The sequence below is a fragment of the Streptomyces sp. SID9727 genome (assembly GCF_010550605.1).
Taxonomy (GTDB): Bacteria; Actinomycetota; Actinomycetes; order Streptomycetales; family Streptomycetaceae; genus Streptomyces.
In genome coordinates this window covers 22,769-37,456 of the sequence record NZ_JAAGNI010000062.1, presented here as the reverse complement: position 1 = coordinate 37,456, position 14,688 = coordinate 22,769, and the positions used below count along the sequence as shown (strand labels likewise).

17 protein-coding genes, 3 tRNA genes and 1 pseudogene are annotated in these 14,688 nt (G+C 69.7%); 17 read left to right on the top strand and 4 right to left on the bottom strand.

Annotated elements, in window-relative coordinates:
- Positions 1-262 (bottom strand): annotated as a pseudogene (locus tag G3I41_RS03865) (hydrolase); the annotation flags it as partial.
- 214 nt (positions 263-476) lie between these two features.
- On the opposite strand from G3I41_RS03865, the gene G3I41_RS03860 reads away from it, so the two are divergent.
- The 8 genes from G3I41_RS03860 to G3I41_RS03825 all read left to right on the top strand — a co-directional run bounded on the left by G3I41_RS03860 (position 477) and on the right by G3I41_RS03825 (position 5,330).
- A tRNA-Thr gene (locus tag G3I41_RS03860) sits at positions 477-549 on the top strand.
- A 44-nt stretch (positions 550-593) separates the two neighbouring features.
- Positions 594-666, top strand: a tRNA-Met gene (locus G3I41_RS03855).
- An 88-nt stretch (positions 667-754) separates the two neighbouring features.
- Complete coding sequence (rpmG, locus tag G3I41_RS03850) at positions 755-919, top strand: 50S ribosomal protein L33 (protein ID WP_003956487.1); 165 nt, start codon at positions 755-757, stop codon at positions 917-919.
- Positions 920-1,052: 133 nt separating this feature from the next.
- Positions 1,053-1,505 carry a MaoC family dehydratase N-terminal domain-containing protein gene (locus G3I41_RS03845; protein ID WP_164398892.1) on the top strand — a complete coding sequence of 151 codons (453 nt, stop codon included), beginning with the start codon at positions 1,053-1,055 and terminating at the stop codon, positions 1,503-1,505.
- On the top strand, positions 1,505-1,933 hold the full coding sequence (locus G3I41_RS03840) for a MaoC family dehydratase (RefSeq protein WP_164398891.1): 429 nt from the start codon (positions 1,505-1,507) through the stop codon (positions 1,931-1,933). Before G3I41_RS03845 ends, G3I41_RS03840 begins: the two co-directional genes overlap by 1 nt.
- Before the next feature lie 134 nt (positions 1,934-2,067).
- Positions 2,068-2,616: a TetR/AcrR family transcriptional regulator gene (locus G3I41_RS03835; protein WP_164398893.1), complete on the top strand. Its 549-nt coding sequence runs from the start codon at positions 2,068-2,070 to the stop codon at positions 2,614-2,616.
- Positions 2,617-2,693: 77 nt separating this feature from the next.
- Positions 2,694-4,202 carry an MFS transporter gene (locus tag G3I41_RS03830; protein ID WP_164398890.1) on the top strand — a complete coding sequence of 503 codons (1,509 nt, stop codon included), beginning with the start codon at positions 2,694-2,696 and terminating at the stop codon, positions 4,200-4,202.
- Positions 4,203-4,274: 72 nt separating this feature from the next.
- Positions 4,275-5,330: a UDP-N-acetylmuramate dehydrogenase gene (locus tag G3I41_RS03825; protein WP_164398889.1), complete on the top strand. Its 1,056-nt coding sequence runs from the start codon at positions 4,275-4,277 to the stop codon at positions 5,328-5,330.
- A gap of 31 nt (positions 5,331-5,361) precedes the next feature.
- Here G3I41_RS03825 and G3I41_RS03820 read toward each other — a convergent pair whose 3' ends face one another.
- Positions 5,362-5,997, bottom strand: a complete 636-nt coding sequence (locus G3I41_RS03820; protein WP_164398888.1) for an NAD(P)H-binding protein — start codon at positions 5,995-5,997, stop codon at positions 5,362-5,364.
- Between the two features lie 87 nt (positions 5,998-6,084).
- On the opposite strand from G3I41_RS03820, the gene G3I41_RS03815 reads away from it, so the two are divergent.
- A complete protein-coding gene (locus G3I41_RS03815; protein WP_164398887.1) occupies positions 6,085-6,684 on the top strand; it encodes a TetR family transcriptional regulator in 600 nt (199 codons plus the stop codon).
- Between the two features lie 3 nt (positions 6,685-6,687).
- Here G3I41_RS03815 and G3I41_RS03810 read toward each other — a convergent pair whose 3' ends face one another.
- The gene (locus G3I41_RS03810; protein ID WP_164398886.1) at positions 6,688-7,710 is read right to left on the bottom strand and encodes an adenosine deaminase; all 1,023 of its coding nucleotides are present in this window, start codon (positions 7,708-7,710) and stop codon (positions 6,688-6,690) included.
- A gap of 126 nt (positions 7,711-7,836) precedes the next feature.
- The gene (locus G3I41_RS03805) at positions 7,837-9,063 is read right to left on the bottom strand and encodes a pyridoxal phosphate-dependent aminotransferase (protein WP_164398885.1); all 1,227 of its coding nucleotides are present in this window, start codon (positions 9,061-9,063) and stop codon (positions 7,837-7,839) included.
- A 225-nt stretch (positions 9,064-9,288) separates the two neighbouring features.
- On the opposite strand from G3I41_RS03805, the gene G3I41_RS03800 reads away from it, so the two are divergent.
- The 8 genes from G3I41_RS03800 to rplL all read left to right on the top strand — a co-directional run bounded on the left by G3I41_RS03800 (position 9,289) and on the right by rplL (position 14,467).
- A tRNA-Trp gene (locus G3I41_RS03800) sits at positions 9,289-9,361 on the top strand.
- A 106-nt stretch (positions 9,362-9,467) separates the two neighbouring features.
- A complete protein-coding gene (gene secE / locus G3I41_RS03795; protein WP_164398884.1) occupies positions 9,468-9,752 on the top strand; it encodes a preprotein translocase subunit SecE in 285 nt (94 codons plus the stop codon).
- A gap of 71 nt (positions 9,753-9,823) precedes the next feature.
- Complete coding sequence (nusG, locus tag G3I41_RS03790) at positions 9,824-10,657, top strand: transcription termination/antitermination protein NusG (protein WP_164398883.1); 834 nt, start codon at positions 9,824-9,826, stop codon at positions 10,655-10,657.
- Between the two features lie 175 nt (positions 10,658-10,832).
- Positions 10,833-11,267: a 50S ribosomal protein L11 gene (rplK, locus tag G3I41_RS03785; protein WP_018101261.1), complete on the top strand. Its 435-nt coding sequence runs from the start codon at positions 10,833-10,835 to the stop codon at positions 11,265-11,267.
- A gap of 80 nt (positions 11,268-11,347) precedes the next feature.
- Positions 11,348-12,070, top strand: coding sequence for a 50S ribosomal protein L1 (gene rplA, locus G3I41_RS03780; protein WP_164398882.1), 723 nt, complete (start codon positions 11,348-11,350; stop codon positions 12,068-12,070).
- Positions 12,071-12,228: 158 nt separating this feature from the next.
- A complete protein-coding gene (locus tag G3I41_RS03775; RefSeq protein WP_164398881.1) occupies positions 12,229-13,149 on the top strand; it encodes a hypothetical protein in 921 nt (306 codons plus the stop codon).
- 292 nt (positions 13,150-13,441) lie between these two features.
- Positions 13,442-13,999, top strand: coding sequence for a 50S ribosomal protein L10 (gene rplJ / locus G3I41_RS03770; protein ID WP_018101258.1), 558 nt, complete (start codon positions 13,442-13,444; stop codon positions 13,997-13,999).
- 84 nt (positions 14,000-14,083) lie between these two features.
- Positions 14,084-14,467 carry a 50S ribosomal protein L7/L12 gene (gene rplL, locus G3I41_RS03765; protein ID WP_073964461.1) on the top strand — a complete coding sequence of 128 codons (384 nt, stop codon included), beginning with the start codon at positions 14,084-14,086 and terminating at the stop codon, positions 14,465-14,467.
- Positions 14,468-14,688 lie beyond the last annotated feature (221 nt).

Below are 14,688 nucleotides of genomic sequence, written 5' to 3'. Positions count from 1 at the left end.
CCGCGGTGAGGGCGGTGTCGCTGTGGGCGTGCGGCTCGGCGGGCGCGGGGAGCAGGAGGTGGCCGCGCAGGTCGAGGCGGGCACCGGGGGCGGTGAGGCTGCCCGCGGTGCCGACGGCCTCGATGCGCCCGCCGCAGACCCGTACGTCCACGACGCGGCCGTCGGTGAGGCGGGCGCCGCAGAGCGTCAGGGCTGAGGTCTCCGGGCCGCCGGCGGGGTCGGCCGCGTGGTCGTCGGGCCGCCGCGGCTGGCTGTCGGACATCGTGCTCCTGGGAAGGGGTCAAGATCACGCAGAGTGAGTAGAGCCTAGGGGCGGGCGCGGCCCGGCCGGAGGAGGAGCGCAATAGTCGTACCGGTGCCGCCTCGCTGATCAGCGGTGTGGGGACGCCCGGAGCGGGGTACGGGCCCGGGTTGGCCGGGGGCCGGGAAACGGATTTGGGCGATCGGCGACCGAGCGTGTAATGTCTTCATCGCTCGCCCCAATAGCTCAGTCGGTAGAGCGTCTCCATGGTAAGGAGAAGGTCTGCGGTTCGATTCCGCATTGGGGCTCTGGTGATCGGAAACCCCGCTTCGGCGGGGGGCCCAGTCATCAAAGCGGTGTAGCTCAGTCGGTAGAGCAAGCGGCTCATAATCGCTGTGTCACCGGTTCAAGTCCGGTCACCGCTACTAAAAGTAGCCGATTGTGGGGTCGGTCCTTCGATCGGCTACTCTTTTTTGCGTTCATCCGTCCATCGTCCGTCCAAGGAGCACTCACGTGGCTGCCACCGACGTCCGCCCGAAGATCACGCTGGCCTGCGTGGAGTGCAAGGAGCGGAACTACATCACCAAGAAGAACCGGCGTAACAACCCGGACCGTCTTGAGATGAAGAAGCACTGCCCGCGCTGCAACTCGCACACCGCGCACCGCGAAACGCGCTGAATCAGGCTCGTACACGAGGCCGTCCCCTTCGGGGGGCGGCCTCGTGTCGTTGTGCGGCGGGTGTGGCGTTGAATGGGGCCGGACGCCGCCACAGGCCGGCTCAGACGTTCTTTCATCAGGAGGTTGCGAGTTCATGGCGCTCGACCAGTCTTTCGTGGGACGGACCTATCCGCCCACCGCGCCGTACGAGGTCGGACGGGAGAAGATCCGCGAGTTCGCCGAGGCCGTGGGCGACGCCCACCCCGCGTACACCGATCCCGAGGCCGCCGCGGCGCTCGGCCACGCCGATGTGATCGCGCCGCCGACCTTCGTGTTCTCCATCACCTTCAAGGCCGCCGGCCAGGTCATCGAGGACCCCCAGCTCGGTCTGGACTACAGCCGGGTCGTGCACGGCGACCAGAAGTTCGTCTACGTGCGCCCCGTGCGTGCCGGCGACCGGCTGTCGGTCGTCTCGACCATCGAGGCCGTGAAGTCGCTGGCGGGCAACGACATCCTGGACGTCCGCGGTGACGTGCACGACGAGTCCGGTGAGCTGGTCGTGACCGCCTGGACGAAGCTGGTGGCGCGCGCCGCCGAGGAGGCGTGATGACGGCGAAGGTGAGTTACGAGTCGGTCGAGGTCGGTACGGAGCTGCCGGCGCGGTCGTTCCCCGTCACCCGGGCGGCGCTCGTGCAGTACGCGGGCGCCTCGGGCGACTTCAACCCGATCCACTGGAACGAGCGCTTCGCGCGCGAGGTCGGGCTGCCCGATGTGATCGCGCACGGCATGTTCACCATGGCCGAGGCGATCCGCGTGGTCACGGACTGGGCGGGCGACCCGGGCGCGGTGGTCGAGTACGGGGTGCGCTTCACCAAGCCCGTGGTGGTCCCGGACGACGACAAGGGTGCGCGGATCGAGGTCAGCGGCAAGGTGGGCGCGCTGCTGGACGACCGGCGGGTGCGGGTCGACCTGACGGTCATGAGCGACGGCAAGAAGGTCCTGGGCATGTCCCGTGCCGTGGTGCAGCTCGCCTGAGGACGGCGCGACGCGATGTAAGGGGCACGGTCCAGGGGGTCGTGCCCCTTACGCGTACCCCCGTCCGCAACTCCAACCGGTGCCCCGCTTGACGAAGTTAGTGATTGAGTACTAACTTACTGGGCATGGCAAGGATGAGTGCAGACGAGCGACGCGAGAGCGTCATCCGCGCGGCGATCACCGAGTTCGCCCGCGGCGGTTACAGCGCCACCTCCACGGAGGCGATCGCCAAGCGGGTCGGCGTCTCGCAGCCGTACCTCTTCCGGCTCTTCCCCAACAAGCAGGCGATGTTCCTCGCGGCCTCCGGGCGCTGCTTCGCGGAGACCCGGCAGGTCTTCGCGGAGGCGGCCGAAGGGCTGGAGGGCGAGGAGGCGCTGCACGCCATGGCCAGGGCCTATCAGGTGCTGGTCGCCGACGACCCCGACAAGCTGCTCATGCAGATGCAGACGTACGCCGCCGTCGCCGCCGCGGAAGCCGCCGGTGACCACGAGTTCGGCGAATCGGTGCGGGCCGGCTGGCTGGAGCTCTTCGACTCCGTCCACCTCGCGCTCGGTGCCGAGGTGAACGACACCACCACGTTCCTCGCGTACGGCATGCTCGCCAACACGCTGACCTCGCTCGGCTTTCCGGCCGGACACCGGATCTGGTCCGGTTTCTACGCCTCCGCCCAGCCGGTCTCCTGAACGCGCTCGACCCCGGGTTCCGCCCGGTTTTCTGCCCAGAAAAGTTAGTAATCAATAACTAACCCTCAGGGGGAGCAGTGAACCAGCAATCGAAGGGCCGCGCGGGAGCGGCCTGGGCCCTCGTCATCACCAGCGTCGCCGGCTTCATGGCGGCGCTCGACAACCTCGTCGTCACCACCGCCCTGCCGTCCATCCGCGAAAGCCTCGGCGGAGAGATGGAGGAGCTGGAGTGGACGGTCAACGCCTACACGCTCACCTTCGCCGTCCTGCTGATGTTCGGCGCCGCCCTCGGTGACCGCTTCGGCCGCCGCCGGCTCTTCCTCACCGGCCTCACCGTCTTCACCGGCGCGTCCGCCGCGGCCGCCCTCTCGCCGGGCATCAGCGAACTCATCGCCTTCCGCGCCGTCCAGGGCGTCGGCGCCGCGATCATGATGCCGCTCACGCTGACCCTGCTCACGGCCGCCGTGGAACCCGCCCGCCGGGGCATGGCGCTCGGCATCTTCGGAGCCGTGACCGGCCTCGCCGTGGCCAGCGGGCCCCTGATCGGCGGCAGCCTCACCGAGCACATCTCCTGGCAGTGGATCTTCTGGCTCAACGTCCCGATCGGCCTGCTCCTGCTGCCGCTCGCCCGCTTGCGGCTCGCGGAGTCGTACGCCCCCGGCGCCCGGCTCGACGTCCCCGGCACCCTCCTCGTCAGCGGCGGCCTCTTCGGCCTGGTCTACGGACTCGTCAACGCCAACACCGACGGCTGGTCCAGCCCGACCGTCCTGACCTCGCTCATCGCCGGCACCGCACTCCTCGGCGCCTTCGTCCGCCACGGCTTCCGGAGCCGCAAGCCCATGCTCCCCATGCACCTCTTCCGGGACCGCGGCTTCTTCGGGATCAACATCGCCAGCCTGCTGATGTACCTCGGGATGTTCGGCGCGATCTTCCTGCTCAGCCAGTACTTCCAGGGCGTCCTGGGCTACTCGCCCGCCGAGGCCGGGCTGCGGATGCTGCCCTGGACCGGCATGCCGATGCTCGTCGCCCCCATTGCGGGGGTGCTCTCCGACCGGTTCGGCGGCCGCCCGGTGGTCGTGACCGGACTCGCCCTCCAGGCGGTCGGCCTCGCACTCTTCGCCCTGGGCATCGCCCCGGACGCCTCCTACGTCTCGCAGCTGCCCGGCCTGATCGTCGGCGGCATCGGGATGGCCCTGTACTTCGCTCCGGCCGCCAGCCTGGTGATGTCCAGCGTCCGCCCCGGTGACCAGGGCATCGCGTCCGGCGCCAACAACGCCCTCCGCGAGGTCGGCGGCGCCCTGGGGGTCGCCGTGCTCACCACCGTCTTCGCCTCGCAGGGCGGTCTGGAATCCGCCCAGTCCTTCACCGACGGGACCGTTCCCGCCGTCTGGATCGGCTCCGGGGTCGTCGCCCTGGCCGCGCTCGTCGCCCTGATGATCCCCGGCCGCCGCGCCACCGGCACGGGGGAGCCCGCCGTCGGGACGGCCGGGGCCCACGCCGACGCCGATGCCGAGGCCCACGCCGATGCCGAGGCCCCCGCCGACGCCGGGGCCCGCGCCGAGGAACCGGTCTCCGTACCCGCCTGACGCACCCCGCGCACGCCACACGGTCCGTGGCCCCGCCCAGACGGCGGGGCCACGGACCGTACCCTTGTCCCCGTGCAGGAACTCCACGACGCCCCCCTCGCCCCCCTGACCACCTTCCGGCTCGGCGGCCCCGCCACCCGGCTCCTCACGGCCACCACGGACACCGAGGTGATCGACGCCGTGCGCGAGGCCGACGACAGCGGCACCCCGCTCCTGGTCATCGGCGGCGGCAGCAACCTGGTCATCGGAGACAAGGGCTTCGAGGGCACCGCGCTGCGCATCGCGACCAAGGGCTTCGTCCTCGACGGCGGCTCCCTGGAACTGGCCGCCGGCGAGGTCTGGACCGACGCCGTCACCCGCACCGTGGAGGCCGGCCTCGCGGGTCTCGAATGCCTGGCCGGCATCCCCGGCTCGGCCGGTGCGACGCCGATCCAGAACGTCGGGGCGTACGGACAGGAGGTGTCCTCCACCATCACGGAGGTCGTCGCCTACGACCGGCGCACCCGGGAAACCGTCGTCCTGCCCGACTCCGAGTGCGCGTTCTCCTACCGGCACAGCCGCTTCAAGGCCGAGCCCGACCGGTACGTGGTGCTGCGCGTCCGCTTCGGCCTGGAGGACGCCGGCGGGCTCTCGGCGCCCCTGAAGTACCCGGAGACCGCGCGGGCCATGGGCGTCCGGGAGGGGGACCGCGTTCCCGCCGCCGAGGCCCGCGAAACCGTGCTCCGGCTGCGCGCCGGCAAGGGCATGGTGCTGGACCCCGAGGACCACGACACCTGGTCGGCCGGGTCCTTCTTCACCAACCCGGTCCTGGAACAGGCCGAGTTCGACGCCTTCCTGGCCCGGGTCGCCGACCGGCTCGGCCCCGACGTGACGCCCCCGGCGTTCCCCGCCGGGGAGGGGCGCACCAAGACCTCCGCCGCCTGGCTCATCGACCGGGCCGGCTTCACCAAGGGCTACGGCACCGGACCCGCCCGCATCTCCACCAAGCACACGCTCGCGCTCACCAACCGGGGCGCGGCGACCACCGAGGACCTGCTCGCCCTGGCGCGTGAGGTCGTGGCCGGGGTGCACGCGGCCTTCGGCGTCACTCTGGTCAACGAACCGGTGACGGTGGGCGCCAGCCTGTAGGACCCCCGGCCCCGGCCTGGGCCCCGGGGCTTCAGTACGCCACGCCCACGCCCTGCTTCACCGACGCCGGATCGTCGGTCAGCGTCAGCATCGCGTGGGCCACGTCGGCCCGGGAGATGGACCGGCCGCTGCGCGGGTTGCCGCCGACCACCGTCCGGTAGGTGCCCGTCAGGGGCCCGTTCGTCAGCTTGGGCGGCCGCACCGACGTCCAGTCCGTGGCCGAGGCCGCCAGCGCCGCCTCCATCGCGGTGAGATCCGCGTACACCTCCTTGAGGACCGCGCCGATCAGCGAGAGCGTCATCCGGTCGAGCAGCGGCTCGTCGGCGGGCGTGGAGGCGACCGGGGCGGCGCTGACCACCAGCAGCCGCCGGGTGCCCTCCGCCTCCACGGCCGTCAGCACGGCGCGGGTCAGCCGCTCGGCGATGCCGTCGGCCTTCCGGCCCCTGGACCCGAGGCCGGAGAGGACCGCGTCCCGGCCCGCCACCGCCTCCCGCAGCGCCTCCGGATCGTCCACCCGGGCGGCGGTGTGCACCGTGACGTCCGAGAGCGGGACCGCGAGCCGGGCGGGGTCGCGCACCACCGCCGTCACCTCGTGCCCCGCCGCCACCGCCTGGCGGACGATCTCCTGCCCGATTCCGCCGGTCGCACCGAAAACCGTGAGCTTCATGGCACACCCCTTCGAGGTGGGTAAGTATTCACTCACCTCTAGAGTGGGTGGGTAATCACTCACCCGTCAAGCCTTATCGGAGGGTCCATGGAGCAGAAGCCGGCCCGCGTCCGCCTCGTCGACGCCGCCCACCAGCTCATGCTCACCAAGGGCCTGGCCCGCACCACCACCAAGGAGATCGCCAAGGCCGCCGGCTGCTCGGAGGCCGCGCTCTACAAGCACTTCCTCAGCAAGGAGGAGCTGTTCGTGGTGGTCCTCCAGGAACGGCTGCCCAAGGTCGACCTGCGTGACCTCATCACGGACCCCGGCGCGGGGGAGCGGTCGGTCGAGGAGAACCTCACCGGCATCGCCCGCCAGGCCGCCCTGTTCTACGAGCAGAGCTTCCCGATCGCCGCCTCCCTGTACGCCGAACCGAGGCTCAAGGAGCGCCACGACGCGGCCATGCGCGAGCTGGGCACCGGCCCCCACCTGCCCATCCGCGGCGTCGACACGTATCTGCGGGCCGAACAGGCCGCCGGCCGCGTCCGGCCCGACGCCGACACCTACGCGGCCGCCTCCCTGCTCCTCGGCGCCTGCGCCCAGCGCGCGTTCGCCTACGACGCCACGGGCACCGGCGAACCGCCCCAGCCGCTGGACGACTTCGCGGCGTCCCTGGCCCGCACCCTGCTCAACGGTCTCGCCGGCTGAGGCTCAGCCCACCGGCCCCGCCAGCCACGCGTCGACCCCCGCCAGCAGCTCCGTCCGCACCGGCTCCGGCGCCGTGGAACCGCGCACCGACTGGCGGGCCAGCTCGGCCAGCTCCTCGTCGGTGAACGCGTGGTGGCGGCGCACCAGGTCGTACTGCGCGGCCAGCCGGGAGCCGAACAGCAGCGGGTCGTCCGCGCCGAGGGCCATCGGCACCCCGGCGTCGAACAGCGTGCGCAGGGGGACGTCGGCGGGCTTCTCGTAGACGCCGAGCGCCACATTGGACGCGGGACACACCTCGCAGGTCACCCCCGCCTCCGCGAGCCGGTGCAGCAGCCGGGGGTCCTCGGCGGCGCGCACACCGTGCCCCACGCGGCCCGCGTCGAGGTCGTCCAGGCAGTCCCGGACGCTGGACGGGCCCGACAGCTCACCGCCGTGCGGGGCGGCCAGCAGGCCGCCCTCCCGGGCGATGGCGAACGCCCGGTCGAAGTCACGGGCCATGCCGCGCCGTTCGTCGTTGGAGAGGCCGAAGCCGACGACGCCCCGGTCCGCGTACCGCACGGCGAGGCGCGCGAGGGTCCTGGCGTCCAGCGGGTGCTTCATCCGGTTCGCCGCGATGACCACCCGGATCGGCAGCCCGGTCTCGCGCGAGGCGGCGTCCACCGCGTCCAGGATGATCTCGATGGCCGGGATCAGCCCGCCGAGCAGGGGCGCGTACGACGTGGGGTCGACCTGGATCTCCAGCCAGCCCGAGCCGTCCGCCACGTCCTCCTGGGCGGCCTCGCGCACCAGGCGCTGGATGTCCTCGGGGGCCCGCAGGCAGGACCGGGCGATGTCGTACAGCCGCTGGAAGCGGAACCAGCCCCGTTCGTCCGTGGCGCGCAGCTTGGGCGGCTCGCCGCCGGTCAGGGCCTCGGGCAGCCGCACCCCGTACTTGTCGGCGAGCTCCAGCAGCGTCGTGGGCCGCATCGACCCGGTGAAGTGCAGGTGCAGGTGGGCCTTGGGCAGCAGCCGTACATCACGTTCCATTGCAAGATCCTGCCGCACGGAGGGGGCGGCGCGGTAGCCGCTTTTCCCATCGGGTGCCCCCTCGAACGCGAAAGCGACCCCCGGTCCGGGAACCGGGGGTCGCTTTCCGTGCGGAGAGGGCGGCGGTTACGCCTTCGCCTCGCCCAGCAGCTTCTGGAGCCGCGAGACGCCCTCGACCAGGTCGTCGTCGCCCAGCGCGTACGAGAGGCGCAGGTAGCCCGGCGTGCCGAACGCCTCGCCCGGGACGACCGCCACCTCGGCCTCGTCCAGGATCAGCGCGGCCAGCTCCACCGAGGTCCGCGGGCGCTTGCCGCGGATCTCCCTGCCGAGCAGCTCCTTGACCGACGGGTACGCGTAGAAGGCGCCCTCGGGCTCCGGGCAGAACACGCCGTCGATGTCGTTGAGCATCCGCACGATGGTCTTCCGGCGCCGGTCGAAGGCGGTGCGCATCTCGGCGACCGCGTCCAGGTCCCCGGAGACGGCGGCCAGCGCGGCGGCCTGCGAGACGTTGGAGACGTTGGACGTGGCGTGCGACTGGAGGTTGGTCGCGGCCTTCACGACGTCCTTGGGGCCGACGATCCACCCCACGCGCCAGCCGGTCATCGCGTACGTCTTGGCGACGCCGTTGACCACGATGCACTTGTCGCGCAGCTCGGGCACGACGGCCGGCATCGAGGTGAACTTCGCGTCCCCGTAGACCAGGTGCTCGTAGATCTCGTCGGTCAGCACCCACAGGCCGTGCTCGACGGCCCAGCGGCCGATCGCCTCGGTGTCCGCCTCGCTGTAGACCGCGCCGGTCGGGTTGGACGGGGAGACGAACAGGACGACCTTCGTACGCTCCGTACGGGCCGCCTCCAGCTGCTCCACGGAGACCCGGTAGCCCGTGGTCTCGTCGGCCACGACCTCCACCGGGACACCGCCGGCCAGCCGGATCGACTCGGGGTAGGTGGTCCAGTACGGGGCCGGGACGATGACCTCGTCGCCCGGGTCGAGGATCGCGGCGAAGGCCTCGTAGATCGCCTGCTTGCCGCCGTTGGTCACCAGGATCTGGGAGGCGTCGACCTCGTAACCGGAGTCGCGCAGCGTCTTCTCCGCGATGGCGGCCTTGAGCTCGGGGAGCCCGCCCGCCGGGGTGTAGCGGTGGTACTTCGGGGTGCGGCACGCCTCGACGGCGGCGTCCACGATGTAGCCGGGGGTCGGGAAGTCGGGCTCGCCGGCACCGAAGCCGATCACCGGGCGGCCGGCGGCCTTGAGGGCCTTGGCCTTGGCGTCGACGGCGAGGGTGGCGGACTCGGAGATGGCACCGATGCGGGCGGAGACCCGGCTCTCGGACGGAGAAGTAGCAGCGCTCATGGCCCCCATGCTCGCAGACCGTTTTCCGCGTCGGCACAGGGGTTTCAGGGACCGGACAGCACTCGGACAGCATGCGGACACGAAGCGACCAGGTGCGATCAGCAGCTTTCTGTTCGACGCCGGGCCGCTGAGCACGTACACTCTCCTGTCGTTGGCCTTCACCAGCCGCACCGTTCCTGCACTCGGGTCATCCGGGAACATGCGGTAGGTTGGTGGAATCCACAAAGGGTCGTAGCTCAATTGGTAGAGCACTGGTCTCCAAAACCAGCGGTTGGGGGTTCAAGTCCCTCCGGCCCTGCTACACACTCCTTCGCCAGGATGTGTGCGCATGTACGTACTTCAATGCACCGCCGTGCGGCTCCACCGGGCGCGGCACGGCCACGACCCGGAATCAGGTGAGAAGCGTGACGGACGCCGTGGGCTCCATCGACAAGCCTGATGCCGAGGACGAGGCCCCCGAGTCCAAGAAGACCCGGAAGGGCGGCAAGCGCGGGAAGAAGGGCCCTCTGGGCCGTCTCGCGCTCTTCTACCGCCAGATCGTCGCGGAGCTCCGCAAGGTCGTCTGGCCGACGCGCAACCAGCTGACGACGTACACCAGTGTGGTGATTGCGTTCGTCGTCGTCATGATCGGCCTCGTAACCGTGATTGACTTCGGTTTCGCGCGGGTCGTCAAGTACGTCTTCGGCTGATCCACGCGAAGGGCGCCTGATGGGCGCCCCTTTCGCATGTTCCACCCATATGTATCCAGGAAGAAGCCACCGTGTCTGACCCGAACCTGAACGACGCCGTCGAGCCGACGGCGGGCGCCTTCGAGTCCGCCGAGGACGAGCTCGACATCGTCGAGGCGGCGGACGCCGAGGAGTCGGACCAGGCCGAAGCCGCCGGCGCCGACGAGGCCCCCGAGGCCGGCGACGAGGCGTCCGAGGACACCGCCGAGGAGACCGCGGAAGCGGCCGACGAGGAGGAGGCCGAGCCCGTCGACCCCGTCACGGCCCTGCGCGAGGAGCTCCGCGGGCTGCCGGGCGAGTGGTACGTCATCCACACGTACGCCGGTTACGAGAAGCGTGTGAAGGCCAACCTGGAGCAGCGCGCCGTCTCGCTGAACGTGGAGGAGTTCATCTATCAGGCCGAGGTGCCTGAGGAGGAAATCGTCCAGATCAAGAACGGCGAGCGCAAGAACGTCCGCCAGAACAAGCTCCCGGGCTACGTCCTGGTGCGCATGGACCTGACGAACGAGTCCTGGGGCGTCGTCCGCAACACCCCCGGCGTCACCGGCTTCGTGGGCAACGCCTACGACCCGTACCCGCTGACGCTGGACGAGATCGTCAAGATGCTCGCCCCGGAGGCCGAGGAGAAGGCCGCCCGCGAGGCCGCCGAGGCCGAGGGCAAGCCGGCTCCGGCCCGCAAGGTCGAGGTCCAGGTGCTGGACTTCGAGGTGGGCGACTCGGTCACCGTCACCGACGGTCCGTTCGCGACGCTGCAGGCGACGATCAACGAGATCAACGCCGACTCGAAGAAGGTCAAGGGCCTCGTCGAGATCTTCGGTCGCGAGACCCCGGTCGAGCTGAGCTTCGACCAGATCCAGAAGAACTGAGCTTTCCGCCCGCTTCTGGACACATGCCTACCGAGCAGGTCAGACAGGCTCTCGCAGCCGGTCTGACCTGCTTGGTTTTTGGTCGCGCAGCTATACCCGTTATCGTTGTGCGGTATGCCTGCATCCGGATGACCGGATGACGGCGAAAACTCTCACTAGGACCCGGAGAGAGCACATGCCTCCCAAGAAGAAGAAGGTCACGGGGCTTATCAAGCTCCAGATCAACGCCGGTGCGGCCAACCCGGCCCCGCCGGTCGGCCCCGCGCTGGGTCAGCACGGCGTCAACATCATGGAGTTCTGCAAGGCCTACAACGCCGCGACCGAGTCGCAGCGTGGCATGGTCGTGCCGGTGGAGATCACGGTCTACGAGGACCGCTCCTTCACCTTCATCACCAAGACTCCGCCGGCCGCCAAGCTGATCCTCAAGGCCGCGGGTGTGGAGAAGGGCTCCGGCGAGCCGCACAAGACCAAGGTCGCCAAGCTGACGGCCGCCCAGGTCCGCGAGATCGCCACGACGAAGCTCCCCGACCTGAACGCCAACGACCTCGACGCCGCGTCGAAGATCATCGCTGGCACCGCCCGTTCCATGGGCATCACGGTCGAAGGCTGATTCAGCCCCACTCCCTCAGTGGTAGGACCGGCGCTGGTCCGCACCACGACTCCACACTCTGAAAACCATCAGGAGTAGAAGTGAAGCGCAGCAAGAACCTCCGCGCTGCGGACGCCAAGATCGACCGGGAGCGCCTGTACGCCCCGCTCGAGGCCGTCCGTCTCGCCAAGGAGACCGCCACCACGAAGTTCGACGGCACCGTCGAGGTCGCCTTCCGCCTGGGTGTCGACCCGCGCAAGGCCGACCAGATGGTCCGCGGCACCGTGAACCTCCCGCACGGCACCGGCAAGACCGCCCGGGTCCTGGTCTTCGCGACCGGTGACCGTGCTGCGGCCGCGGAAGCCGCCGGCGCCGACATCGTCGGCTCCGACGAGCTCATCGACGAGGTGGCGAAGGGCCGTCTGGACTTCGACGCCGTCGTCGCGACCCCGGACCTCATGGGCAAGGTCGGCCGCCTCGGCCGCGTGCTCGGTCCGCGTGGTCTGATGCCGAACCCGAAGACCGGTACGGTCACCCCCGATGTCGCGAAGGCTGTCAACGACATCAAGGGCGGCAAGATCGAGTTCCGCGTCGACAAGCACTCGAACCTGCACTTCATCATCGGCAAGGTGTCCTTCGACGACACCAAGCTGGTGGAGAACTACGCAGCGGCGCTGGAAGAGGTCCTCCGCCTGAAGCCGTCCGCGGCGAAGGGCCGCTACATCAAGAAGGCCGCCCTGGCGACCACGATGGGCCCCGGCATCCCGCTGGACTCCAGCCGCACCCGTAACCTCCTCGTCGAGGAGGACCCGGCCGCCGTCTGAGCCTCCGTGCTCGTACGACCGCCGCGTCACGTGTGACATGGGACGGGCCCCGCAACCTTTTCAGGTGCGGGGCTCGTCCTCATTCGTACGTGGACATGACTGTCGGAGCCCTGCGTTAGCGTGGGTGACCGAGAGTCGAACGAGGGGTGGAGTAGTAGATGTTGACGCATACCGTACGGCGCGTGGGTCTGTCCGTCGCTGTGGTGGCGGCGCTGACCTCGGTCGCGGCCTGTGGCGGATCGGACGACGGGGGCAAGGGCGGGGCCGAGAAGGAGAACCGCGGCAGTTCCGTGGTGAAGGTCGACCCGATCGCCGCGCTGGTCGCCGTCCAGAAGAAGACCGGCCAGGCGCACTCGGCGCGGGTCGAGGGCGACACCACCATGGGCAGCGTGATGTCCATGAAGCAGACGGGCGTCATGGACTGGTCCGACGGGATCACCGGCACCATGAAGATCACGTACACCGCCGGCACCATGGCCGACACGCTGAAGCAGGCCGGCGGCAGCGGCACGATGGAGGCCCGTTACTTCAAGAACGGGTACGCGGCGGACATGGGCGAGGCCCTCGCCCGGCAGACCGGCGGCAAGCGCTGGATCAACTACAGCTACGACGACCTCGCCAAGGTGGCCGGAGCCTCGGGCGAGGTGATGAAGGACCAGATGCAGAACAGCACCCCCGAGCAGGGGGTGAAGTCGCTGCTGGCCTCAGGTGACGTCAAGAAGGTCGGCCAGGAGGACGTGCGCGGCGTCAGCGCCACGCACTACTCGGGCACGGTCGACGTCGCCGATCTGACCGCCAAGACCAGCAACCTCGACGCCGACGAGGTCGCCGCCCTGAAGAAGCAGCTGGCCGACGCCGGTGTCACCACGGAGACCATCGACATCTGGGTCGACAAGAACGACCTGCTGGTGAAGAAGACCGAGCGCGGCGAGATGAAGACCGGCGAGCTGGACTCCACGGTGTTCTACAGCGACTACGGCACGAAGGTGTCGGTCGAGCGCCCGCCGGCCGCCGAGACCGTCGACTTCGCCGAGATGCTGAAGCAGCAGCAGGGAGCCACCGCTGGAGCGGCTTCCTAGCCCGGTTCCGGGGAGTTCAAACCTCCCGGGACCACCCGAAGCGGGACGGATTTGTATTGCGCGACCCGAGTCGCGTACTCTTCTGCAGAAGCCAAAGACCGCTGGTCGTTGTTCTGAATCCTCAAGGATTCGGGCAACCGAAGGCTCCGTTGATGCGGACGACCTGCGCAGGTGACTGTGGAGAGCTCCCGGACTTCGTTCGGTCGAGCTACGCCCTGGCGCCTGCGCCGGGGCGTTTCGTCTTTCCGGTCCCTTTCGAGCGGTCCTCATCACCCGGAAGGAGGCCGACGCTATGGCTAGGCCCGACAAGGCTGCTGCGGTAGCCGAGCTCGCGGACCAGTTCCGCAGCTCGAACGCCGCCGTGCTGACCGAGTACCGGGGTCTCACCGTGGCACAGCTCAAGCAGCTGCGCCGTTCGCTCGGTGAGAACGCCCAGTACGCCGTGGTGAAGAACACGCTGACCAAGATTGCGGCCAACGAGGCCGGGATCGACACGCTGGACGACCTGTTCGCAGGTCCGACGGCGGTTGCCTTCGTCACCGGTGACCCGGTGGAGTCGGCGAAGGGTCTTCGTGACTTCGCCAAGGACAACCCGAACCTGATCATCAAGGGCGGTGTCCTTGACGGCAAGGCGCTGTCCGCCGATGACATCAAGCAGCTCGCGGACCTCGAGTCCCGCGAGGTTCTGCTCGCCAAGCTGGCCGGTGCCATGAAGGGCAAGCAGACTCAGGCTGCGCAGCTCTTCCAGGCGCTGCCGTCGAAGTTCGTCCGCACCGCGGAAGCGCTTCGCGTCAAGCTGGAGGAGCAGGGCGGTGCCGGTACGCCGGCTCCCGCCGAGGCCGCCGAGTAATCACGCTCAGCGGTCCAGCGGGCACCGTGTACGCCCGCCGACACATACATCCGGCACCTGCCGAATAGTGGAAGGACGCCTGTCATGGCGAAGCTGTCCCAGGAAGACCTGCTCGCTCAGTTCGAGGAGCTCACCCTCATCGAGCTCGCCGAGTTCGTGAAGGCCTTCGAGGAGAAGTTCGACGTCACCGCCGCCGCGGCCGTCGCCGTCGCGGGCCCGGCCCAGGGTGGCCCGGCTGCCCCGGCCGAGGAGGAGAAGGACGAGTTCGACGTCATCCTCACCGCCGCCGGTGACAAGAAGATCCAGGTCATCAAGGTCGTGCGCGAGCTGACCTCCCTCGGCCTGAAGGAGGCCAAGGACCTCGTCGACGGCGCCCCGAAGCCCGTCCTCGAGAAGGTCGCGAAGGACGCCGCGGACAAGGCTGCCGAGTCCCTCAAGGGCGCCGGCGCCTCCGTCGAGGTCAAGTGACCCGAGGAGTCCTCTGACTCCTCAGGACCCCCGTGCCGCGAGGCGCGGAGTCACATCGCGAAAGGCGATCACCCGTTGGGGTGGTCGCCTTTCGGCGTACCGGGGGCGGGTGCCTTGCCCTTCCCGCGTTGACGAGTATGGTGATCTTCGCCGTGCGCCTCTCGTGGGACGCGCGGGCGGTGGTCCGCGGGCCCGAGGGCGAGCGAGACCGAGGGGGCCCT

Excerpts from the sequence above, each read along its gene's own strand:
- G3I41_RS03845 (WP_164398892.1), top strand. The coding sequence starts at position 1,053 with ATGGCGCTCGACCAGTCTTTCGTGGGACGGACCTATCCGCCCACCGCG.
- G3I41_RS03840 (WP_164398891.1), top strand. The coding sequence starts at position 1,505 with ATGACGGCGAAGGTGAGTTACGAGTCGGTCGAGGTCGGTACGGAGCTG.
- G3I41_RS03835 (WP_164398893.1), top strand. The coding sequence starts at position 2,068 with ATGAGTGCAGACGAGCGACGCGAGAGCGTCATCCGCGCGGCGATCACC.
- G3I41_RS03820 (WP_164398888.1), bottom strand. The coding sequence starts at position 5,997 with ATGAAGCTCACGGTTTTCGGTGCGACCGGCGGAATCGGGCAGGAGATC.
- G3I41_RS03815 (WP_164398887.1), top strand. The coding sequence starts at position 6,085 with ATGGAGCAGAAGCCGGCCCGCGTCCGCCTCGTCGACGCCGCCCACCAG.
- G3I41_RS03810 (WP_164398886.1), bottom strand. The coding sequence starts at position 7,710 with ATGGAACGTGATGTACGGCTGCTGCCCAAGGCCCACCTGCACCTGCAC.
- G3I41_RS03805 (WP_164398885.1), bottom strand. The coding sequence starts at position 9,063 with ATGAGCGCTGCTACTTCTCCGTCCGAGAGCCGGGTCTCCGCCCGCATC.
- rplK (WP_018101261.1), top strand. The coding sequence starts at position 10,833 with ATGCCTCCCAAGAAGAAGAAGGTCACGGGGCTTATCAAGCTCCAGATC.
- G3I41_RS03775 (WP_164398881.1), top strand. The coding sequence starts at position 12,229 with ATGTTGACGCATACCGTACGGCGCGTGGGTCTGTCCGTCGCTGTGGTG.
- rplJ (WP_018101258.1), top strand. The coding sequence starts at position 13,442 with ATGGCTAGGCCCGACAAGGCTGCTGCGGTAGCCGAGCTCGCGGACCAG.
- rplL (WP_073964461.1), top strand. The coding sequence starts at position 14,084 with ATGGCGAAGCTGTCCCAGGAAGACCTGCTCGCTCAGTTCGAGGAGCTC.